The 16,486-nt window shown below is 67.2% G+C and carries 35 protein-coding genes; 31 read left to right on the top strand and 4 right to left on the bottom strand.

From position 1 onward, the window contains the following. The first annotated feature begins 12 nt into the window (after positions 1-12). The 11 genes from ABFC67_RS04840 (at position 13) to ABFC67_RS04790 (ending at position 4,488) form a co-directional block, all read left to right on the top strand. Positions 13-525: a hypothetical protein gene (locus tag ABFC67_RS04840; RefSeq protein WP_346736916.1), complete on the top strand. Its 513-nt coding sequence runs from the start codon at positions 13-15 to the stop codon at positions 523-525. Between the two features lie 2 nt (positions 526-527). Beyond that, positions 528-836 carry a hypothetical protein gene (locus ABFC67_RS04835; protein WP_346736915.1) on the top strand — a complete coding sequence of 103 codons (309 nt, stop codon included), beginning with the start codon at positions 528-530 and terminating at the stop codon, positions 834-836. Then, positions 833-1,042, top strand: coding sequence for a hypothetical protein (locus ABFC67_RS04830; RefSeq protein ID WP_346736914.1), 210 nt, complete (start codon positions 833-835; stop codon positions 1,040-1,042). Before ABFC67_RS04835 ends, ABFC67_RS04830 begins: the two co-directional genes overlap by 4 nt. Positions 1,043-1,094: 52 nt before the next feature. Continuing rightward, positions 1,095-1,424: a hypothetical protein gene (locus tag ABFC67_RS04825; RefSeq protein WP_346736913.1), complete on the top strand. Its 330-nt coding sequence runs from the start codon at positions 1,095-1,097 to the stop codon at positions 1,422-1,424. Then, positions 1,421-1,651, top strand: coding sequence for a hypothetical protein (locus ABFC67_RS04820; protein WP_346736912.1), 231 nt, complete (start codon positions 1,421-1,423; stop codon positions 1,649-1,651). The genes ABFC67_RS04825 and ABFC67_RS04820 overlap by 4 nt, the downstream gene beginning before the upstream one ends. A gap of 9 nt (positions 1,652-1,660) precedes the next feature. Then, positions 1,661-2,017: a hypothetical protein gene (locus ABFC67_RS04815; protein WP_346736911.1), complete on the top strand. Its 357-nt coding sequence runs from the start codon at positions 1,661-1,663 to the stop codon at positions 2,015-2,017. After that, positions 1,998-2,483 (top strand): glycoside hydrolase family 104 protein, encoded by a 486-nt coding sequence (locus tag ABFC67_RS04810; RefSeq protein WP_346736910.1) that lies wholly within the window; start codon positions 1,998-2,000, stop codon positions 2,481-2,483. Before ABFC67_RS04815 ends, ABFC67_RS04810 begins: the two co-directional genes overlap by 20 nt. Continuing rightward, a complete protein-coding gene (locus tag ABFC67_RS04805; protein WP_346736909.1) occupies positions 2,480-2,860 on the top strand; it encodes a DUF6527 family protein in 381 nt (126 codons plus the stop codon). Before ABFC67_RS04810 ends, ABFC67_RS04805 begins: the two co-directional genes overlap by 4 nt. Then, positions 2,847-3,308, top strand: coding sequence for a hypothetical protein (locus ABFC67_RS04800; protein WP_346736908.1), 462 nt, complete (start codon positions 2,847-2,849; stop codon positions 3,306-3,308). The genes ABFC67_RS04805 and ABFC67_RS04800 overlap by 14 nt, the downstream gene beginning before the upstream one ends. Beyond that, positions 3,286-3,483, top strand: a complete 198-nt coding sequence (locus ABFC67_RS04795; protein ID WP_346736907.1) for a hypothetical protein — start codon at positions 3,286-3,288, stop codon at positions 3,481-3,483. The genes ABFC67_RS04800 and ABFC67_RS04795 overlap by 23 nt, the downstream gene beginning before the upstream one ends. Before the next feature lie 576 nt (positions 3,484-4,059). Continuing rightward, the gene (locus ABFC67_RS04790; protein WP_346736906.1) at positions 4,060-4,488 is read left to right on the top strand and encodes a hypothetical protein; all 429 of its coding nucleotides are present in this window, start codon (positions 4,060-4,062) and stop codon (positions 4,486-4,488) included. A gap of 844 nt (positions 4,489-5,332) precedes the next feature. Here ABFC67_RS04790 and ABFC67_RS04785 read toward each other — a convergent pair. From ABFC67_RS04785 to ABFC67_RS04770, 4 genes are read right to left on the bottom strand one after another with little or no spacing between them, the layout of a single operon-like run. Next, entirely contained in the window at positions 5,333-6,292 is a 960-nt protein-coding gene (locus ABFC67_RS04785; protein WP_346736905.1) for an SOS response-associated peptidase family protein, read from the bottom strand. Positions 6,293-6,301: 9 nt separating this feature from the next. Beyond that, positions 6,302-6,700, bottom strand: a complete 399-nt coding sequence (locus tag ABFC67_RS04780) for a hypothetical protein (protein ID WP_346736904.1) — start codon at positions 6,698-6,700, stop codon at positions 6,302-6,304. 3 nt (positions 6,701-6,703) lie between these two features. Further along, positions 6,704-6,898, bottom strand: coding sequence for a hypothetical protein (locus tag ABFC67_RS04775; RefSeq protein WP_346736903.1), 195 nt, complete (start codon positions 6,896-6,898; stop codon positions 6,704-6,706). 42 nt (positions 6,899-6,940) lie between these two features. Continuing rightward, entirely contained in the window at positions 6,941-7,300 is a 360-nt protein-coding gene (locus ABFC67_RS04770; protein WP_346736902.1) for a helix-turn-helix transcriptional regulator, read from the bottom strand. A 112-nt stretch (positions 7,301-7,412) separates the two neighbouring features. Here ABFC67_RS04770 and ABFC67_RS04765 point away from each other — a divergent pair, with 112 nt between their 5' ends. The 20 genes from ABFC67_RS04765 to ABFC67_RS04670 all read left to right on the top strand — a co-directional run bounded on the left by ABFC67_RS04765 (position 7,413) and on the right by ABFC67_RS04670 (position 16,454). Then, a complete protein-coding gene (locus tag ABFC67_RS04765; RefSeq protein WP_346736901.1) occupies positions 7,413-7,616 on the top strand; it encodes a helix-turn-helix transcriptional regulator in 204 nt (67 codons plus the stop codon). Next, complete coding sequence (locus ABFC67_RS04760; RefSeq protein ID WP_346736900.1) at positions 7,617-8,423, top strand: recombinase family protein; 807 nt, start codon at positions 7,617-7,619, stop codon at positions 8,421-8,423. It begins immediately after the preceding gene. Then, on the top strand, positions 8,416-8,697 hold the full coding sequence (locus tag ABFC67_RS04755) for a hypothetical protein (RefSeq protein ID WP_346736899.1): 282 nt from the start codon (positions 8,416-8,418) through the stop codon (positions 8,695-8,697). Before ABFC67_RS04760 ends, ABFC67_RS04755 begins: the two co-directional genes overlap by 8 nt. Then, positions 8,690-9,274, top strand: a complete 585-nt coding sequence (locus tag ABFC67_RS04750; RefSeq protein WP_346736898.1) for a hypothetical protein — start codon at positions 8,690-8,692, stop codon at positions 9,272-9,274. Before ABFC67_RS04755 ends, ABFC67_RS04750 begins: the two co-directional genes overlap by 8 nt. Before the next feature lie 181 nt (positions 9,275-9,455). Continuing rightward, on the top strand, positions 9,456-9,662 hold the full coding sequence (locus ABFC67_RS04745; RefSeq protein ID WP_346736897.1) for a hypothetical protein: 207 nt from the start codon (positions 9,456-9,458) through the stop codon (positions 9,660-9,662). Beyond that, entirely contained in the window at positions 9,659-9,967 is a 309-nt protein-coding gene (locus ABFC67_RS04740) for a hypothetical protein (protein ID WP_346736896.1), read from the top strand. The genes ABFC67_RS04745 and ABFC67_RS04740 overlap by 4 nt, the downstream gene beginning before the upstream one ends. After that, positions 9,964-10,296, top strand: a complete 333-nt coding sequence (locus tag ABFC67_RS04735) for a hypothetical protein (protein WP_346736895.1) — start codon at positions 9,964-9,966, stop codon at positions 10,294-10,296. The genes ABFC67_RS04740 and ABFC67_RS04735 overlap by 4 nt, the downstream gene beginning before the upstream one ends. Further along, a complete protein-coding gene (locus ABFC67_RS04730) occupies positions 10,293-10,502 on the top strand; it encodes a hypothetical protein (RefSeq protein WP_346736894.1) in 210 nt (69 codons plus the stop codon). The genes ABFC67_RS04735 and ABFC67_RS04730 overlap by 4 nt, the downstream gene beginning before the upstream one ends. Then, complete coding sequence (locus ABFC67_RS04725) at positions 10,502-11,449, top strand: tyrosine-type recombinase/integrase (protein ID WP_346736893.1); 948 nt, start codon at positions 10,502-10,504, stop codon at positions 11,447-11,449. The genes ABFC67_RS04730 and ABFC67_RS04725 overlap by 1 nt, the downstream gene beginning before the upstream one ends. Beyond that, positions 11,446-11,745, top strand: coding sequence for a helix-turn-helix transcriptional regulator (locus tag ABFC67_RS04720; protein ID WP_346736892.1), 300 nt, complete (start codon positions 11,446-11,448; stop codon positions 11,743-11,745). Before ABFC67_RS04725 ends, ABFC67_RS04720 begins: the two co-directional genes overlap by 4 nt. Before the next feature lie 21 nt (positions 11,746-11,766). Further along, positions 11,767-12,060 (top strand): hypothetical protein, encoded by a 294-nt coding sequence (locus ABFC67_RS04715; RefSeq protein ID WP_346736891.1) that lies wholly within the window; start codon positions 11,767-11,769, stop codon positions 12,058-12,060. Beyond that, positions 12,057-12,359, top strand: coding sequence for a hypothetical protein (locus ABFC67_RS04710; RefSeq protein ID WP_346736890.1), 303 nt, complete (start codon positions 12,057-12,059; stop codon positions 12,357-12,359). The genes ABFC67_RS04715 and ABFC67_RS04710 overlap by 4 nt, the downstream gene beginning before the upstream one ends. Continuing rightward, entirely contained in the window at positions 12,356-12,604 is a 249-nt protein-coding gene (locus ABFC67_RS04705) for a hypothetical protein (protein WP_346736889.1), read from the top strand. Before ABFC67_RS04710 ends, ABFC67_RS04705 begins: the two co-directional genes overlap by 4 nt. Before the next feature lie 2 nt (positions 12,605-12,606). Then, the gene (locus ABFC67_RS04700) at positions 12,607-12,846 is read left to right on the top strand and encodes a helix-turn-helix domain-containing protein (protein WP_346736888.1); all 240 of its coding nucleotides are present in this window, start codon (positions 12,607-12,609) and stop codon (positions 12,844-12,846) included. Next, entirely contained in the window at positions 12,843-13,367 is a 525-nt protein-coding gene (locus ABFC67_RS04695; RefSeq protein ID WP_346736887.1) for a hypothetical protein, read from the top strand. The genes ABFC67_RS04700 and ABFC67_RS04695 overlap by 4 nt, the downstream gene beginning before the upstream one ends. 27 nt (positions 13,368-13,394) lie before the next feature. Further along, positions 13,395-13,874, top strand: a complete 480-nt coding sequence (locus ABFC67_RS04690) for a DUF1566 domain-containing protein (RefSeq protein ID WP_346736886.1) — start codon at positions 13,395-13,397, stop codon at positions 13,872-13,874. A gap of 35 nt (positions 13,875-13,909) precedes the next feature. Continuing rightward, the gene (locus ABFC67_RS04685; RefSeq protein WP_346736885.1) at positions 13,910-14,338 is read left to right on the top strand and encodes a DUF1566 domain-containing protein; all 429 of its coding nucleotides are present in this window, start codon (positions 13,910-13,912) and stop codon (positions 14,336-14,338) included. 15 nt (positions 14,339-14,353) lie between these two features. Further along, a complete protein-coding gene (locus ABFC67_RS04680; RefSeq protein WP_346736884.1) occupies positions 14,354-14,791 on the top strand; it encodes a four helix bundle protein in 438 nt (145 codons plus the stop codon). A 161-nt stretch (positions 14,792-14,952) separates the two neighbouring features. Next, complete coding sequence (locus ABFC67_RS04675; protein WP_346736883.1) at positions 14,953-16,149, top strand: reverse transcriptase domain-containing protein; 1,197 nt, start codon at positions 14,953-14,955, stop codon at positions 16,147-16,149. Continuing rightward, complete coding sequence (locus ABFC67_RS04670) at positions 16,146-16,454, top strand: hypothetical protein (RefSeq protein WP_346736882.1); 309 nt, start codon at positions 16,146-16,148, stop codon at positions 16,452-16,454. The genes ABFC67_RS04675 and ABFC67_RS04670 overlap by 4 nt, the downstream gene beginning before the upstream one ends. Positions 16,455-16,486: the final 32 nt, after the last annotated feature.

Here is a 16,486-nt window from a genome sequence, read left to right as displayed (position 1 = left end):
ATGAGCACCCCCGTGACGAACATCCCTAACCGCCCGGCCGGCAAGCCGGTGTTTGATTTCGACATCGGCAACAGCAACAGCGACTACGCGCGCGTCGTGCTCGACTGCAACAAGAGCGCCGACGGGCTAACCCTGTACTGCAGTGGCTGGGCCTACGTGATCGACGCCAACGGCGTTCCAATCCTCGACACCGCCACCGCCGCGCCCATCGCCACTGCCGACGGCAACAACACCGTCGCGCTCTCCGGCGTCCTCGCTCAGACGCACACGCTCTACGACGGCTGGTGCAAGTACATGCCGGCGAGCGGCCAGACCATCGATGCCCAGAACCTGCCGACCGGCTGGACAAGCGGCAGCGGCGCGCCCACGGGCACGCCAGCCTATGGCACGGGTTACTACGACACCGCCGCCGATCAGCCGTGGATGTACACCGAGGGCCTGCTGAATGCCATCGGCCGCGGCTACGCCGACCAGCTCGCCGCGCAGATCGACACGGCCGCCAAGCTGGCTGCCCTGGGGATCTGACCATGGCCACTTTGATCGACTACAACACCTTTCTGGCCAACGTGAATGCAGACGACCTGGCCATGCTGACCACGTTCATCACGAACGTCGATGTGCAGGCGGCCGACGCGGCGAATGCCGATGCGTTGTTCACCCAGGCGCAGCGGCTGTACAGCGCCGGCCTGCTGACCGAGCTGCGCCGGATCTACCGCGACGACGGATCCGGCAACCTGGTGCAGTCATACACGGGCGTCGTGTCGCCGCCTGCCGCCGGCTACGTGGCGCGCCTGGCGCGCGAACGCGTGCAGCTGTCGCGGGATCCGCTGCCATGACCGACGCCCTCGTGCTGGTGCTGCTGGTGGCGGCCTACCGGTTCGGGGTGCGGCCGCTGCAGCGCACCGTGCGCGATCAGACCGCCGAGTTGGCCAGGCTGCGCGCGTTCCGGGCGTCGGTCGGCAAGGCCACCGCGGAGCGGGCGCGCGCCATCCAATGGCGGGACGACGTGCGGGCGGCGATCGAGGCCAGCCGGGCGGAGTAGGGGCCAACGCAGCGGACGACGCTGGCCCCCGCCGCGGCTTGCAATGCGCGGTATGAATGACATCGCGCAGCGCGTCTCCGACAGCACCACCTTCAAGCTGATCGAGCGCGTGGTGATGCTCATCGTGCTGCCGATCATCGCCTGGGGCGTGAATGCGCTCACCGAGCGCATGACGTCCATCGAGGGCAAGCTCGAAGCCTACGGCACCACGCAGGCGACGCAGGCGATCCGCATGGACGCCGCCGAGCGCACGCTGAACTCCCACAGCGTGCTGCTGGACCAGCTGCGCACCACGCAGCAGAACCAGGGCTATCGCATCGATCGCCTCGAGGAGATCGCAAAGGACCGCGCGCTCCGCACGCGGCCCTCGGGCGCGCCGTGAAGACGCTGGCGCCGCTGCTGCTCGCGTTGGCCGGCTGCGCGGCGCAGCCGCCGAAACCCGCGCCGACCATCGTGCAGTTGCCAGCGCCGCACATCGGGCTGCAGGCGTGCGAAGAGCGCGCGCTCACGATGGAACGCGAACGCGACGAGGCGCGCGCGTCGGCCGAGCGCTGGAAGGCTTACGCGATCCGGCTCGAAAAACTCCTCGACCTAGCCCCGCCGCGCTGAGGAAACGCCATGCACCGGACCTGGATCGTCATCGCCATCGCACTCGTACTGGGCGGCCTCTTCGTCGCCCGCTTCATCGCCGTCGGCATCGGCAGCGCCGCGCCGAGCACGTCCCTCTGGACGCGCCTGCAGGCCGCGCTGGTGAGCGACTGGAAGCAGGCCCATCGCTGGGCCAGCCTGCGCTTCGCCGCGCTCGCCGGCATCGCCAACTACCTCGTGGAGCAGTGGCCCACGCTGCCGCCGGAGTTCAAGCAGCTGCTGCCGCTTTGGCTGGCCAAGGCGATCGCCTGGGCCGCATTCGCCGGCATCTTCGCCGGCCGGCTGTGGAAACAGAAGACGCCCGCCAATGGCCCGCCTCAGCCTTAGCCTCGTCGGCAGCCGCAACGCGCTGGCGTTTCTGGACATGCTCGCCGTGAGCGAGGGCACGGCGGGGAATGGTGACGACGGCTACGACGTGCTGGTGGGTGGCGCGCTGTTCCAGGGCTACGCCGAGCACCCGAACCGCCGCGTCTGGCTGCCGCGCCTCGGCATCTACAGCACCGCGGCCGGCCGCTATCAGGTCCTCGCGCGCACGTGGGGCGACCTGCGGCGGAAGCTGGCGCTGCGCGACTTCAGCCCAGAATCGCAGGACCTCGCCGCGATCGAGCTGATCCGCGAGTGCCATGCGCTCGACGACATCCATATCGGCCGCTTCGATGCGGCCGTGTACGCCTGCCGCCGCATCTGGGCCAGCCTGCCAGGCGCAGGCTACGGCCAGCGCGAGAACAAGCTGAGCGCGCTGCGCTTCGCGTATCAAAGCGCGGGCGGCGTGGTGGCGGGGGAGGCGGCATGAGCCGCGCGAAGATCGTCACCGACAACGAGGGGCGGTTCTATGGCGTCCGATTCAACTGCCCGGGATGCGCCCTTCTGCAGCATCAAAACGGCGGTACGGTCACCCTGCCGGTGAACTGGACGCCGCCCAACATGGAGCGTTCGCCATTACAGGGCGGACGACCGCACTGGACCTTCAACGGCGATCTCGAGCGGCCGACCTTCGGGCCCTCGATCAATAGCAGATGGAAGCGGTGGGCTGGGCACGATCAGCCGTCGATCGAGTGCGTCTGCCATAGCTTCATCCGCGATGGCCGCATCCAGTTCCTCAACGACTGCACGCATGCGCTCGCCGGCCAGACCGTCGACCTGCCGGAGATCGAAGATGAAGCTGCCTAGCCTGATGGGCCCGCGCGCGCTGCTGCTGGTGGCCATCGCCGCGGCGCTGCTGGGCGGGTGGGGCGGCTACCGCATCGGCGGCGCGCGGGCCGACCGGATGGCGCGCCAGACCGCCGAATCCACCGCCCGCGACAACGCCGCCGTCTATGCGCGCCAGCGCGCGCTCGAGGCGCAGCAGCGCCAGGACCTGCAGGACAAGCTCGACGCGCAGCAGACCGCCACCGCCGTCTGGATGTCGGCCGCGTCGCGCCTGGGCGCCCAGGCCGACGCATTACGTGAGGATATCCACCATGCCCAGCTCACCGCGCCACGCCAGGCGGCTGCGGCCGACGGCCGCTGCCCTGGCAATCCTCTGGATCTGCCTGAGTTCCGTCGCCTGTACGACCGCGCCGCCGCGGGCGGAGCTGGTGCAGCCGCCGCCCCCGGTGACGCCGCCCCCACCGGCTGAATGCCAAGTCGACGCGCTGAGCGCCTACCCGGCGCAGCTGCGCACCCTGCCGGCCAACTTCGACCACCAGACCCTCAACGAGCAAGCCCGAACCCTTCTCACCCTGAAAGCCGCCGACGCGCACACCTATCTGCAGCTGCGTGCCCAGGCGCTGCGCTGCGCCTTGAAAGGGTGAACGGCTTCTTCGGTAGGGGTCATCTGTAGGCTGCGCCGCATGGACGGCGGTTGCGGTGGCCTTGGGCATCGAGCGAGATGTTGGCTAGGCGGCGCGTCGTACCATCTGGCCATGCTCCCATGCCAGGTGTCCCAAGGCGGCGAACGTGACGTAAGTCAATGTTTATTAAGAAGTAACAGTTCGGTAGTCCCTACGACCAACTATTTGTGGACGCATTCAGGCCCAACGAAGTAAAGTCCTGCATCAAGAGACACTGAAACGGGTGGGCCGGCGAGGCCGGCCCGTTTCGCGTTTCAGATGCGCAGCGATGCGCAAGTTGTGGCCTGTCGTAGGTAGGGAAGTGGCCGGAACCGAGACGTATGGGGATGGTCAAATAAGTATGAGCACGAAATCTCGAAGCGTTTTTTCATCGCGGCCTGTTCAGTGCGAGCTCCTCACGGCTCGTGAATACACCAAGCTGACGGCATCCCAGAGGCGCAGGATTGCATCAGCCAAGATCGTCGCCCCGAGGCTTGGGGATCGGTCCTTTGGTGGGCTTCTGGTTAGCTACAAGTCGCCAATCTATAAGGCCGGCTGATGGCAAGCGAAATGGTGCCGCCAGGAGGGCCGCCGACCGACCCAAAGTGGTTGGAGCAGCTTGTCGAGAACCAGAAGCAAGAGATTGCACTCAAGGCCAATGAGCTGGAGCTTGAGAAGCAACGCGATAACAATAACCTGAGCTGGGCGAGGGAATCTCTAGCTGCCCAAGAACGAGATCGCAAGCACGAGCGCGAATGCCAGCGCGATAAGCAGAAGGACAGGCAACGCTTCGTGCTTTTTCTCCTCGGGATCATCGCTGCTGTTGTCCTAGTAGCCCTCTGGCTGGGGAAGGATGCAGTCGCCACGGAAATTGCCAAGGCGGTGGTCTTTGTCGCAGCCGGTAGCATTGGCGGCTATGGCTATGCGCGCAGTAAAGCCGAACCGAGTGCTGACCTCAACCAATCGCCAAGCGAGCCTTCGAGCTAGGCGCTCCCACTGCATTCGCCAACCGGCGCCGAGCAGGCCAGCGTACTGCTCGCCCTCAATGAGGCAGACGGGCAGACCTACGATTGCTCAGGCGCAACTGTGCCCTACCGCAGGCTGACGGGATGTGCACCTATGAGCGCGGTCGGTGAAGTCCTACAGACGGGGCAGGTGAGCTGAGGCATGCTGGTCTCGCCCGGGAGTCAGGCGAACCGTCAGGCCACCCCTTGCCGACCGTCGCGGCCGATGAACGGGCATCATTCCCCTGGTATGGGCACGAATCCAACGCCTCTGCAGTATTCGCAGCGTCCGCGCCCTTCACCCAGGCATGCCGGGCACATCCACCAGTGCCACCCCATGACGAACGTGCCGGCCTTGCACCAGTAGCAGGGCCCATCGATCGCGTGTCGCATCCAGCTTGGCGCGCAGCAGGCATCGCACGCGCCGCATGGTGTGTCGCGAATCGAGGTCGGGAAGGGCTTCATGACGAGCGACGTTGGACGATCGCCGTCTCATATCCAAAAACAAGGCGCTGGCTTTCGCCAGCGCCGTGGGGTTCCTCAAGAGAGGAATTTGTATATCTCGATCACGCTATGGACAGCTCTAATGATTGCCATCGCAATCTAGATCGCTGGTCCAACGCGAGCCCAAAGGCTCTTCAACCGCGTCCGCAATTTCAAGCGGATCGCACGGGGCTTACGCTTCTTCTACTTGCTGCTGCTCATGGGGACCTCGGGGTCCGGTTGAAGGAGTCCTCTTGATATGACCGTCTTCCGAAGATGTAAAGCCCCGTCTTCAGTCAATTCAAAAGAAAATCAAACAACTCATTGATATATATGGTTTGCGCTCACGCCGCCATGCGGTGCTCATAGTACGGCCGCGCGCGGTCGTCCAGGATGGCGTAGAGCGTGGCGAGGTCGCCCGGATCTGGGTTGAGCCAAGCGTCGACGTGCTCGGGCTTGATGGGGATCACGCAGCGATCGTGCCCGGCGGCGGCCACCTCGGCTGGCGGCTCGTCGGTGATGGCGGCGAAGGAAAGCAGATCCTCCTCGCCCGGTGCGCTCCAGCGCGACCATAGGCACGCCACCAGCATGTCTTGCCGCGGCTCCGGCAGGAACTCGAGCACCACATTTTCCTCTTTCTCGCCCGGCGCCAGATCGCGGCCTTCGATGCGGTGCCGGCTCACGTTCTCGTAGAAGCCCTCGATCACCATGACGCCATGGCTGTGCCCGAACAGGCCCTCCCAGAAGCCCTCGAGGTTGTCGCTGCGGGCGTTGTAGGTACCGGGGAACTTGGTGTCGTAGAAAGCCGGCTTGCCTGCGGGGCGGCACTGGTAGCGCATCGGCTTCACAATGCGGCGGCCGTGCTCCATCACGATCACCGGCGCGTAGTGGCCGGGGAAGATGCGCGCGTCGCGATCCTTGGGCTCGGTGCGCTTGAGATCGGCCAGCCAGCCTTTGATCTGACCAATCTTGGCTCTGGCGATGCGCTGATCGTCTGCCGCCTTCTTCGTCGCCTTCGTTCGCAGCGTTCGCTCGGCGTCCGCCAGGCGCTTCGTCTGCTTGAACAGTTCCTGCTCCAGCCGCGCGATCTGCTCCCGGTTATAGGTCTCGATCGACGCATTGACGGCGCGTTCTTCCGCCGTGCGCGGATGCGCGAACCAGGCCTCGAGGGCCTTGGGAATCTTCGCCTTGCTGCCGCTCAGCCGATTGCCGTACAGGCGCGCGAATTCGCCGATGTCAATGATCGCGCCGAAGGTGCGAACGTAAGTCTGATAATCCGCCTTGATCTGCGCGGAGTAGCACATGGCACACGCTCACCGGCAAGTCGGCGTGCCCGACTCGATCGAACGCTGCGCAGCGTCAAGCTCGCGCTCGTCCCACATGCCGTGCCCGAGCGCCGCCACGACCACGCGACTGTCGCTGGCGATCTGCGTAACGGTTATCTGCTCCGCCATCGTGCTACCACCCCAGGCGACGTGCACCTCAGCGCTCCGCGTGTCCGGGTAAATCTCACCCGTCACGGTGGCGTGCTTCAGGATACCGCCGCCGGTATGGCAACTGCGGGCGAAGTCCATCGAGCGATGGTAGGCCTGGGCGTGATCGATGCCCTGCAGTGTGAACTCACGTCGCAGACCATTGCTGCCGTCGGGCCGCACCGAGCATGCCGCCAGGGCCGAGAAAAGGATCGAAGAGCCGAGCAGCGCGGCGCGCATCGTTCATTCCTTCGAGCGCAGCGCGTCGATCGTGCGCGAGAACACGTAGGGCACGATCACGACTCCGCACGCAAGTGCCGCGCCAGCGGCTTCTTGCGGAGCGCTAAGCGAAGAGGTCAGCGCAGAGAAGATCAGGAACGCGCCGAAAAAGCTCGCGAGGAATGTCACCAGCCAGGACAATTGCGAAAGCACCTTCATGGCAGTTTTCTCCTTTCCATTGCCACCGCTCGCTGCCGCTGTTTAAGCCCACGCGCGGATAAATGCAAGCAGCGCGCGGCGCCGGGGGGTGGAGAGTTTCGGCAGCACCTTGGCGAGCTCGGCATCCTCGGGTGTCTCCGGCCGCGCGTACACGGCGCGCTCCTCTTCGACGCGATAGGGGTCGCCGAAGATCTTCGGGCCACGCCCGGTGGCCAGATATTCGAAGGCGAGACCACTGCGTCGCGCAAGCGCGATGAGATTGTCGACGCTCGGCGTCGTGCCTTCCTCCATCTCCCATTGCGCGATCGCGCCTCGACTCACCCGGAGATCGAGCGCCAGCGCCTCCTGCGACAGCCCAGTGCGCCGCCGTGCTTCGCGACAGCGCTCGTAGATCTTTGACATAGGGAACGCCTCGTCACCCCGGAAGCCCCCGGTGGCGATGTATAGCGTCACTAACGGCCGGTTATCGCTCGTATCGCTTGCATTTCCCAAAATGCTAGCTATACTAGGCGTCATGGACATCGCAACGGCTCGTAAAGCTAGGCAGTGGACCCAAGAGGATCTGGCGATCCGGCTGGGCGTTTCCCGGGGCGCTGTCGCCCAGTGGGAGATGGAGGAGGGCGGCACGCGCCCGGATCCCAACAACGCGATGCGCCTGGTCGAGCTGATGCCCGAGCTCACACTGGCGGACATCTACCGGCGGAAGAGGGCGGCCTGAATGCGCCTTCTGGCCTACGTGCGCGTGAGCACCGAAGAGCAGGCCCGCGAGGGTCACAGCCTAGGCCTGCAGCCGCGCCGGTGCGCCGACTACTGCGCACTGCACGGCCACGTGCTGGTGGGAACCGTGGCCGATGAAGGCGTCTCGGCCAGCACGCCGCTTGGGCGGCGGAAGGGTGGGGCGGAATTGCTGCGCCGGCTGCGCGCGGGCGATGCCGACGGCGTGGTGGTGGTCGCGCTCGATCGGCTGTTCCGCGACGTGCTGGATGGCGTGCAGATGTTCCGCGAGTTCGAGGACCGCGAGCTCGCGGTGCACTCCATCCGCGAACTGCTGGACACGCGCACTCCGGCCGGCCGCCTGCAGCTGCACATCCAACTCGCCACTGCGCAGTACGAGCGCGAGCTCACGGCGCAGCGCTGCCGCGAGGTCTCGGCCGGCCTGCGCGAGCAGGGCAGGGTGTTCGGCACCGTGCCCTACGGCTGCGTGGAGCAGGGTGGTCGACTGTTCCGAGACCCTGCCACCTGGCCGACGCGGCAGCTGATCGTGAATTGGCGCCGGCACGGTGCCGCCGTCCATGGCAGCACCGGCGACCACGCCCCCGAGATGCGCCCCGTCAGCTATCGCGCCATCCGCGACTGGCTGCACGCGGATCGCGTCCCTGCGCCCGCCGGTGGCCGCTGGTGGAGCACCAGCACGCTCCGTTCCCTTTGCGAGTCCCACGACGCCCTCGTCCATCTCCCCATGACGAGCGACGTTACCGCCGCCGCGTGCGCGGCGCCTGAATCCGGAGTTTCAGCCCATGTGTGAGCTCGTCACCCGCGCGGGTCAGCCCGCCGCGAATTCGGCCGCGCGCAAGCGTTTCGCCAAGCAGGTGCATGCCGAGGCGCACGCCATCGTCGCGCTGGTGCGCATCAAGCGTCGCCTCGAGCTCTGCACCAGTCCGGCCGAGGTCGCTGCCGTCATCCAATCCGACATCGTCGAGCGCTGCCGCGCGCTCGACCTCGATCCGGACCTGATGAGCGATGCGCTGGAGGCTGCGCGGTTCGCCGCCCGTTCCACCGTGGAGGCCGGCCATGCGTGAACCCCGCAGCAAGACACTCGCGCGCTACGTAGAGCAGGCGCTGCGTCACACCCGCACCACCGAGCGGTCCTACGCCGCGGAAGTGGTCGAGCTCTACCACGCGCGCACCGCGCTGCACGAGCGCACTGTGGAATTCCACATGGGCACCACCGCCGCGCAGGTCGACGCGGCGATGCGCGCCAACACGCAGCTCGTCCGCCGGATGCTCGACGGCACCTTGCGCCTGCCGGCCGATCTGGAAGAGGCGATGGTGCTGGCGCTGCCGGAGCCCTTCCGCGAGGACTGCATCGCGGATCTCGCGGCGCGGCTCGACCGCTTGGCCGTGCGCGCGCCGTCGTCCGAGGGCGCGGCCTCGCTGAACACGCTGGGCGGCTGGGTGCGCGAGACCGGCGAAGCGCTGACCAAGCTGGGCGAGATGCTGCACGACGGGCAGATCGACCAAGCCGACGCACCGCTGGCGCGCACCGCGCTGAAGGAACTGGGCGACGTGGAACGCATGTGCCTGGGCCTGATGGCCCAGTTGCAGGGCGTATTGCGCGATGCCGAGCTGGGCCGCCCGCTGCGGGCGGTGAAGTGATGGGCCTGCGGGCCTTCGAGCCGATGGCTGGGCGTTCGTGCGGGAGACGCTCCCCCTTGACCGCCCCCGGCGCCATCCGCGTGGCCGCCCGGCCATCGCCTCGAGAGTCCGCCGGAAAAGCGAACGCCCGCTGCAGCAACAGCGGGCGCTCAGTGGCAACGAACCTGTGGAGTGCGAAGCCATGAACAGTGTACGTCACCCGAATCGACGCCGCCAAGCGGCCAGCGCCATCGTCCGCGCGCTGATCGCCTGGCACGGCGGCCTGACCGCCGCCGAGGTGATGGAGCGCCGCCGTACCTGGCCGCGCTGGCCCCGCATCACGCCCGACCGCACGCCGCCCGGCGGCGCCGCGCTGTGCGTAGTTCGGCAGGGGAGGGCTGCGGCATGAGCCTCGATCACGGCATCCTCAATTTGCCGATCGCGAAGCGCGGCGGCATTGACACTTTGTTCGGCGTGAATCGCCGACAGCACGAGGCGCAGCAGCGCGCCGCGCAGAAAGCGGCGGCGAAGAAGCTGCGCGAGGCGGTTCGCGAGGCCAAGTGCCTACTCGAAGGCGTCAGCGAGGAACGCCTCGCCGAGCTCGGTGCGCCCATCGGGCTGACCGCGCGGCAGTGCCGCAAGAAGCTGGCCTCGATCGCCCACGTCCGGCCTCATCTGGCGATTCGTGCGCTGAGTAAGGAGGTGCGCTCATGAAGTGCACCTCCCGCATGGAAATGATTTTCATCGATACCGACGGCCAGGCACGCATGACCAGCATCGGCGCGATCATGGACACGCCATTGGAAACGTGGCTCGCCTTCCTCAGCGCAAAATCGCTGGAGGTATCGGCAGAACGCGCGCAGTTCTTCATCGACTACTACAACCGCGCGGGTGATCTCTCCGACTCAATTCGGATTGATGCAGCTGGCTTCCGGCAGATCACGGGCGAAGACCCGAAATCCGACGCGGAGTATCGCCAGATCGACCGAGACTTCTGGCGTGATGTGCGGGCGCAGCTGCGCAAGAAGGAGATGCGCGCATGACCCCTCGCATCTGCCTGTTCGAACAGATCTTGCTTGTCGCGCTGATCCTGCTCGCGCTCTTCTGCGCATGGCTGAATCGCGACGACCTCGGCGTGCTGGCGGCCTTCGGCCTGTGCGCGCTGGTCTATGGCGTGATTCTGATCGCCGTGCGGCGTCGTGCGCATGGGGCCGCGCGGGACGACGACGAAGAATGGGAGGCCGCCTGATGCTTCCCACCGTCTTCATCCGCGACGCCATCGGCGCATACCTGGAACGCTGCCGCCTGCGCGGCCACGCCGCCAACAGCCTGCGTGCGTACCGCGCCGACCTGCTCAGCTTCGAGGCCTTCGCGCGCGATCGCCATGCCTGCACCGTCGTCGCCACCGTCGGCGCGCGGCTCATCGATCGCTGGCTGGATGAACTCGCCCGTAGCGGCAGTTCGCCACGCAGCCAGGCGCGCCGCCTGAGCGTGCTCAAGTCGTGGCTCGGCTATTGCCGGCGCGAGGGCTGGATCGAGCACGATGCGGCGGCCGACATCACCGTGCGCTGGCGCCCGAAGCCCGTGACCGCGCCGGAGATGGAGTCGCTGCTGGCGATGATCGACGCCATCCCGCCCGCCGCGCTCGGCACCTGGGAGGACGTGCGCGACCGCGCCATGCTGCGCCTCGCGCTCGATTCCGGCCTCCGCATCGGCCAGGTGGCGGCGCTCGACGTGCCGGGCGACCGCACGAGCTTCACCGTCGACCTGAAAGCACTGCGCGTGCGCGTGCCGAAGAAGGGCGGCGGCGTGCACGAGGCGCCGTTCGGCGCCACCACCGGCCGCATGCTGGAAGCGTGGCTGAACTGCCGCGATGGCCTGGAAGACGTGACCTCGGCAGCGCTGTTCCTGAGCCGCCGCGGTACGCGCTTCACCCGGCAGGGGCTGCATGCGCTGGTGAAGCGCCGCGGCGCAGCCGTCGGCCTCGGCGACATCCACTGGCATCTGCTGCGCCATCGCCGCATCGGCGACATCGTCGAGCGCCTGGGCATCTACGTCGGGCAGGGCGTCGCCGGCCATGCCAGTGCGGGCACCACCACCTCCGTCTATGGCCGCCATGCGCAGGCCGTGGTGCATCGCCAGGTGCGCCAGCACTGCGATCTGGACGCCTACCCGCAGGGGAGGGCGCACGCATGAAGCCCTTCGCACCCGGCTACACCCCTGTCGGCACAAGCCGGCGCGACACGCTGGCGTTTCGCTTCACTGCGCTGCGCGAGCGCCACGGCCTGTCGATCAAGGACATGGCCGAGCGCGTGGGGCTGAGCGAATCGGCCTACCGCGCCATTGAACGCGGCCAGACGCGCATGGTGAAGGAGGCCGGCACGCTCGCGCGCACCGCGGCGCAGTTCGGTGTGAGCCAGGTCTGGCTCTACGCCGGCGTGGTTGCCGCAGGCAAGCGGCTTGCCCCCCCCCTGGTACATCGAGCGGCTTGACGCGGCGGAGGCGGCCTGACCATGCGACAGATCGAACAGAAGCACCCGCAAGGTACCTTCCCGCTGTGCAACGGCTGCAAGCGCGAACCACTGCATGTGGTCACGCTCGGGCGCCACCGCGATGAAGCCGGTGCCGTGATGCGCGAAGGGCAGCGGCACAGCCTGGAATGCCCGCGTTGCGGCACCAGCACCCTGCGTCACCCCACGCTGGAGCTGGCGCACGAGGAGTGGGGCACGCGCTTCGCGCAGCTCGAACTTGTGCTGCCGCCCCAGCGCCGCGCGCTGCGCGTGGTGCCGAGGAGGGCGTCGGCATGAAGATCGAGCTGATCCCCGTCCGTGCCTACGAGGTGCGCGCCGGTGGCCGCACCATCGGATTCGCGACCAAGTTCGACGGCTGGCGCGAGCTCTCGGAGCTGCGGTGCCTGGAACCCACGGCGGACACGCTGATCGTGGCCAGCGCCGCGCACGCCGATGAATCGGCGGCGATGGACGCCGAGGTGGTGAAAGCCTCGCCGGCACTCGAAACGCGCATCGCTTCGGCGCTGGGAGCAGATCGACGCGCCGTGCCGGCGATGACCACGACCGGCGCCACCAAACCCGGAGACAAGCTATGAGCGCCGCACCGCAGATCACCGCGACCGCGCAGGGCGTGCAGCTGATCAAGACCGCGGCCGGCCAGACCGCAAAGCGCTGGGCGCTGGGCCGCGCCAAGTACCTGCATGCCTCGATGGGCGCCTACCGCTGCCGCTGCTGCGGAGGTCGCATCGACATCGAGGGCATCGAATATGGCGAGAACGGCGAGATCGCCCACAGCCGGGGCAAGTGCCGCACGCCCGGCTGCATCGAGTGGGAGGACTGACCATGCGCAACTCGCTCAGCCCGCAGTGCGCGGCGATTCTCGGCGAACTCCGCCGCGGCCCGCGCACCACCATGGACCTGATCCGCCGCTGCGGCGTGATCTGCGTCAGCGCGCGCACCCACGAACTCAAGCGCGCCGGCTATCCCATTGGCATGCAGATGGTCCGCGTCCGCGACCGCCGCCGCCACATCGTGCGCGTGGCCGAGTACAGGCTGCTTCGAAGGGGTGTGCGCCGCGCATGATTACCGCCCTCGCCAACCGGCTCATCCGCCGCATCGCCGAACGGCGCCCGCCCGACCTCGTCATCGGCGGCGTCGCGCGCCCATACCTGCTGCGCTGGTTTGTGATCCCCCGCAATCCGATCTTCAACATCTACCTGCACAAGTTCCTGCGGGACGACGACGACCGCGCGCTCCACGACCACCCATGGCCCTGGTGCTCGATCCTGCTGCGTGGTGCGTATATCGAGCACACCATCGCCGCCGGCGGCATCCATCGCCGCGAGCTGCGCCGCGCACCGTCGATCAAGCTCAGCGGCCCGCGGCGCGCGCATCGCATCGAGCTGATCAAGGTTCCAGCGGCGACCACCGCTGCGTGGATCAATCGGGACCGGCGCGAAATCGCGTGCTGGACCCTCTTCATCACCGGCCCGCGCATCCGCCGTTGGGGCTTCCACTGCCGCAGCGGCTGGGTGCACTGGCGCGACTTCACCGACCCCGCCACCCAAGGCACCACCGTCGGCCGCGGTTGCGGCGAAATCTGACTCGTCTCATCAAGGAACCCGGACCCCATGAACGCCCTCAGCATCCGAATCACCGATCACCGCGCCGGCACCGATCACACGTTCCAGTTCACGCCGGCGCCGGGCCCGAACATCGCCATCTTGAGCCGCTTCATCGATAACGGCGACGGCACCGTGACCGACACGACCACCGGGCTGATGTGGTCCAAGGGCACGGTTGGCGACGCCAGCATATGCTGGAACGACGCCGACACGGCCTGTCGCGAGCTCACGCTGGCCGGGCATCGCGACTGGCGCCTGCCGACGCGCGCCGAACTTCTCAGCCTGGTCGACGATACCCGGCACGACCCAGCCATCGATAGCAGCATCTTCGAGTGCCACCCGTCCTGGTATTGGACGTCCACGCCGACCGCGTGGGCTTCGTCCTGCGCGTGGCTCGTCAGCTTCAGCTACGGCCTCGCCTACTTCAATCCCCGCAACGGCCTCGCCTTCGTGCGGGCGGTGCGCGCGGCGCCGGCCGGTCAGTAACTCAGCCTTTCTGATCTCTCATTCAAGGTGACCCCATGAACGCAGTCGCAGCGAAAGTGCATTCCCAGTCGATCGTCCAGCGATTCATCGACAATGGCGACGGCACGATCACCGACACCACCACGGGCCTGATGTGGTCGCAGGCCACGTTGAACAAACGCGGCATCTCGCATGCGAAGGCCGAGAAGCTGTGCGCCGAACTCGATCTCGCCGGCCACAAGGATTGGCGCCTGCCGACCGCCGATGAACTCTTCGCGCTCGCCGACCGGTCCAGGCATAGCCCGGCCATCGACATCGAGGCGTTCCCCGACACGAGATCGGACTGGTATTGGACCAGCACGCCGAGCGCGTGGGCTTCGTCCTGCGCGTGGCTCGTCGACTTCGACTACGGCTACGCCAGCCACAATCGCCGCGACTACGACGCCTTCGTGCGGGCGGTGCGCGCGGCGCCGGCCGGTCAGTAACTCGACCTTTTTGATATGGCTTTCGATCTCCCACCCATTGCCAAGGCCGCGGAACGCCTGCTCGTCGAGATCGAGCAGGCGGTGCGCGCGTTCCCCCGCTGCCACAAGTACGTCATCGGCAAGGATCTGCGCGAGCAGGCCATGCTGGTGGTGCGCCTGTGCCATCGCGCTTGGCGTGACCGCAGCCAGCAGGCGCGCTGGACGGCGGAACTTGTATGGGCGATCGACGAGCTGCGCCTCACTGTGCAGCTCGGCAGCCGCATCAAGGCCTTCCGCAGCTTCGCCCAGTTCGAGCAACTGATCCGGTTGGTCGAAGATCTCGGCCGTCAGGCCGGTGGCTGGAAGCGCCAGCAGCAACAGCACCTCAAGGGCCAGAATCCGGCGCGCGAAGCCGCGCCGGAGCGTGCCCAGATACTGAGCACCTGCGCCGCCTCCACGGGGGCCAACGCATGACGAAGCCACGCTACCCCTTGGCTGCATGGCTGGGTCTCAAGTGCGCAGGGAGGCGTGGGCTTCGTCCTGCGCGTGGCTCGTCAACTTCAACAACGGCAACGCCAACAACAATCACCGCAACAACAACGCCTTCGTGCGGGCGGTGCGCGCGGCGCCGGCCGGTGAGTATCAAGGTGCAGGGCCCGGAGGTCAGGCTCCGCGCGCTCTTCGATGCGTGGCGCGCTGCACGCTGCGGAAAGCAGCCCAGCAGGAACCAGCTCGATTTCGATGCGCGCTGGTCGAGCAATCTGCTGGCGCTGCAGCGGCGGTTGAATGCCGGAACCTGGGCGCCGGGCCCCAGCATATGCTTCATTGCCACCCGGCCGAAGGCGCGCGAGATTCACGCCCCCGATTTCGCCGACCGCGTCGTGCATCATTGGCTGGTGCCCCAGCTCGAGGCGATCTGGGAACCGCGCTTCATCCACGACAGTTACGCTAATCGGCGCGCCAAGGGTAGTCATGCCGCCGTGCGGCGTCTGCAGCAGTTCGTGCGCCAGGTGCATAGCGGCCAAGGCGGCGGATACTTCCTGCAGCTCGACATCCACAATTGCTTCAATTCGATCCATCGCGCCACGCTGTGGGGCATGCTCAAGCCGGTGATGGAGCGGCATGGCCTAACCGAGCCCGCGCGCCGCGCCACGCATGCACTGCTGCGTTGGCCGCCGCTCGCCGCCGGCGTGATCTATCGCGGCGACCCAGCACAACGCGCGCTGGTGCCGTCCCACAAGCGACTGGAGAACGCCCCGAAAGGCTGCGGCCTGCCGATCGGCAATCTCAGCAGCCAGTTCTTCGCGAACGTCTATCTGGATGCGCTCGATCAGTTCGTGAAACACACCCTCAAGGTGCCGCGCTATCTGCGCTACGTCGACGACTTCGTGCTCGTGCACCATGACCGCGACCAGCTCGCCACCTGGTTGATCGCCATCGAACGCTTCCTCGCCGAGCGCCTGCGCCTCTCGCTCAAGCCTGACGTGCGGTTGCGCCCGCTGACGGACGGCATCGACTTTCTCGGCTATGTCGTGCGCCCGACGCACACACAGGTGCGCAGGCGCGTCGTCGCCCATGCCCGCGCGGCCATGGCCGAATGGGAGAGCAAGCACGTCGAGGCCGGCGCAATCCGCGCGATACCCGCAGACCTGCGTCGCCTGCAGTCGACGGCCGCCAGCTACGCCGGCCATTTCCGGCACGCCAGCACGCACCGCCTACAGGCATCGCTGCGCCAGCGATTCCCCTGGCTAGATACCGCCGCGCGACCGCGCCGCTTCCATCACACGCTGGAAGATCGCGCCATCACCTTGAAGATTCGAGGCAAGGCATGACCCAGCGCCTCCGCCAATGCCCACGCTGCGGTACGCTGACGCCGGCCGGCGAATGCTGCGGTGCTGTGCTCCAGCGCGCCAAGCCCTGGCGGATGACCAAGCAGCTGGTGCGCAACCTGCACATCTTCGCGATGTCGCGGAAGGGCCTCGACGCCGAGACCTATCGGCTTCAGCTCGAACGCGTCGGCGTCACCACCTCGAAGGACCTCCGCCGCGATGCCTACATGGCGCTGATGCGAAACCTGCGCGCGCTGCCGGATTCGCCGCGCTGGAAGCCGCGCGGCAAGGGGAGGGCGGTGGCATGAATCGCACGCGCACGTGCCACCTGCGCCCAGGC

Origin of the sequence: Mizugakiibacter sp., assembly GCF_039680435.1 — a bacterium.
In the GTDB taxonomy this organism is placed as follows: domain Bacteria; phylum Pseudomonadota; class Gammaproteobacteria; order Xanthomonadales; family Rhodanobacteraceae; genus Mizugakiibacter.
This window is presented reverse-complemented; position numbering and strand designations above follow the sequence as displayed.

What these genes read in the sequence shown, in the direction of transcription:
- ABFC67_RS04830 (WP_346736914.1), top strand. Translation starts at nt 833, where the DNA reads ATGACCGACGCCCTCGTGCTGGTGCTGCTGGTGGCGGCCTACCGGTTC.
- ABFC67_RS04805 (WP_346736909.1), top strand. Translation starts at nt 2,480, where the DNA reads ATGAGCCGCGCGAAGATCGTCACCGACAACGAGGGGCGGTTCTATGGC.
- ABFC67_RS04735 (WP_346736895.1), top strand. Translation starts at nt 9,964, where the DNA reads ATGAAGTGCACCTCCCGCATGGAAATGATTTTCATCGATACCGACGGC.
- ABFC67_RS04740 (WP_346736896.1), top strand. Translation starts at nt 9,659, where the DNA reads ATGAGCCTCGATCACGGCATCCTCAATTTGCCGATCGCGAAGCGCGGC.
- ABFC67_RS04825 (WP_346736913.1), top strand. Translation starts at nt 1,095, where the DNA reads ATGAATGACATCGCGCAGCGCGTCTCCGACAGCACCACCTTCAAGCTG.
- ABFC67_RS04705 (WP_346736889.1), top strand. Translation starts at nt 12,356, where the DNA reads ATGAGCGCCGCACCGCAGATCACCGCGACCGCGCAGGGCGTGCAGCTG.
- ABFC67_RS04800 (WP_346736908.1), top strand. Translation starts at nt 2,847, where the DNA reads ATGAAGCTGCCTAGCCTGATGGGCCCGCGCGCGCTGCTGCTGGTGGCC.
- ABFC67_RS04775 (WP_346736903.1), bottom strand. Translation starts at nt 6,898, where the DNA reads ATGAAGGTGCTTTCGCAATTGTCCTGGCTGGTGACATTCCTCGCGAGC.
- ABFC67_RS04670 (WP_346736882.1), top strand. Translation starts at nt 16,146, where the DNA reads ATGACCCAGCGCCTCCGCCAATGCCCACGCTGCGGTACGCTGACGCCG.
- ABFC67_RS04725 (WP_346736893.1), top strand. Translation starts at nt 10,502, where the DNA reads ATGCTTCCCACCGTCTTCATCCGCGACGCCATCGGCGCATACCTGGAA.
- ABFC67_RS04785 (WP_346736905.1), bottom strand. Translation starts at nt 6,292, where the DNA reads ATGTGCTACTCCGCGCAGATCAAGGCGGATTATCAGACTTACGTTCGC.
- ABFC67_RS04760 (WP_346736900.1), top strand. Translation starts at nt 7,617, where the DNA reads ATGCGCCTTCTGGCCTACGTGCGCGTGAGCACCGAAGAGCAGGCCCGC.
- ABFC67_RS04835 (WP_346736915.1), top strand. Translation starts at nt 528, where the DNA reads ATGGCCACTTTGATCGACTACAACACCTTTCTGGCCAACGTGAATGCA.
- ABFC67_RS04815 (WP_346736911.1), top strand. Translation starts at nt 1,661, where the DNA reads ATGCACCGGACCTGGATCGTCATCGCCATCGCACTCGTACTGGGCGGC.
- ABFC67_RS04780 (WP_346736904.1), bottom strand. Translation starts at nt 6,700, where the DNA reads ATGCGCGCCGCGCTGCTCGGCTCTTCGATCCTTTTCTCGGCCCTGGCG.
- ABFC67_RS04715 (WP_346736891.1), top strand. Translation starts at nt 11,767, where the DNA reads ATGCGACAGATCGAACAGAAGCACCCGCAAGGTACCTTCCCGCTGTGC.
- ABFC67_RS04720 (WP_346736892.1), top strand. Translation starts at nt 11,446, where the DNA reads ATGAAGCCCTTCGCACCCGGCTACACCCCTGTCGGCACAAGCCGGCGC.
- ABFC67_RS04790 (WP_346736906.1), top strand. Translation starts at nt 4,060, where the DNA reads ATGGCAAGCGAAATGGTGCCGCCAGGAGGGCCGCCGACCGACCCAAAG.
- ABFC67_RS04770 (WP_346736902.1), bottom strand. Translation starts at nt 7,300, where the DNA reads ATGTCAAAGATCTACGAGCGCTGTCGCGAAGCACGGCGGCGCACTGGG.
- ABFC67_RS04810 (WP_346736910.1), top strand. Translation starts at nt 1,998, where the DNA reads ATGGCCCGCCTCAGCCTTAGCCTCGTCGGCAGCCGCAACGCGCTGGCG.
- ABFC67_RS04685 (WP_346736885.1), top strand. Translation starts at nt 13,910, where the DNA reads ATGAACGCAGTCGCAGCGAAAGTGCATTCCCAGTCGATCGTCCAGCGA.
- ABFC67_RS04690 (WP_346736886.1), top strand. Translation starts at nt 13,395, where the DNA reads ATGAACGCCCTCAGCATCCGAATCACCGATCACCGCGCCGGCACCGAT.
- ABFC67_RS04750 (WP_346736898.1), top strand. Translation starts at nt 8,690, where the DNA reads ATGCGTGAACCCCGCAGCAAGACACTCGCGCGCTACGTAGAGCAGGCG.
- ABFC67_RS04680 (WP_346736884.1), top strand. Translation starts at nt 14,354, where the DNA reads ATGGCTTTCGATCTCCCACCCATTGCCAAGGCCGCGGAACGCCTGCTC.
- ABFC67_RS04700 (WP_346736888.1), top strand. Translation starts at nt 12,607, where the DNA reads ATGCGCAACTCGCTCAGCCCGCAGTGCGCGGCGATTCTCGGCGAACTC.
- ABFC67_RS04745 (WP_346736897.1), top strand. Translation starts at nt 9,456, where the DNA reads ATGAACAGTGTACGTCACCCGAATCGACGCCGCCAAGCGGCCAGCGCC.
- ABFC67_RS04695 (WP_346736887.1), top strand. Translation starts at nt 12,843, where the DNA reads ATGATTACCGCCCTCGCCAACCGGCTCATCCGCCGCATCGCCGAACGG.
- ABFC67_RS04730 (WP_346736894.1), top strand. Translation starts at nt 10,293, where the DNA reads ATGACCCCTCGCATCTGCCTGTTCGAACAGATCTTGCTTGTCGCGCTG.
- ABFC67_RS04765 (WP_346736901.1), top strand. Translation starts at nt 7,413, where the DNA reads ATGGACATCGCAACGGCTCGTAAAGCTAGGCAGTGGACCCAAGAGGAT.
- ABFC67_RS04710 (WP_346736890.1), top strand. Translation starts at nt 12,057, where the DNA reads ATGAAGATCGAGCTGATCCCCGTCCGTGCCTACGAGGTGCGCGCCGGT.
- ABFC67_RS04755 (WP_346736899.1), top strand. Translation starts at nt 8,416, where the DNA reads ATGTGTGAGCTCGTCACCCGCGCGGGTCAGCCCGCCGCGAATTCGGCC.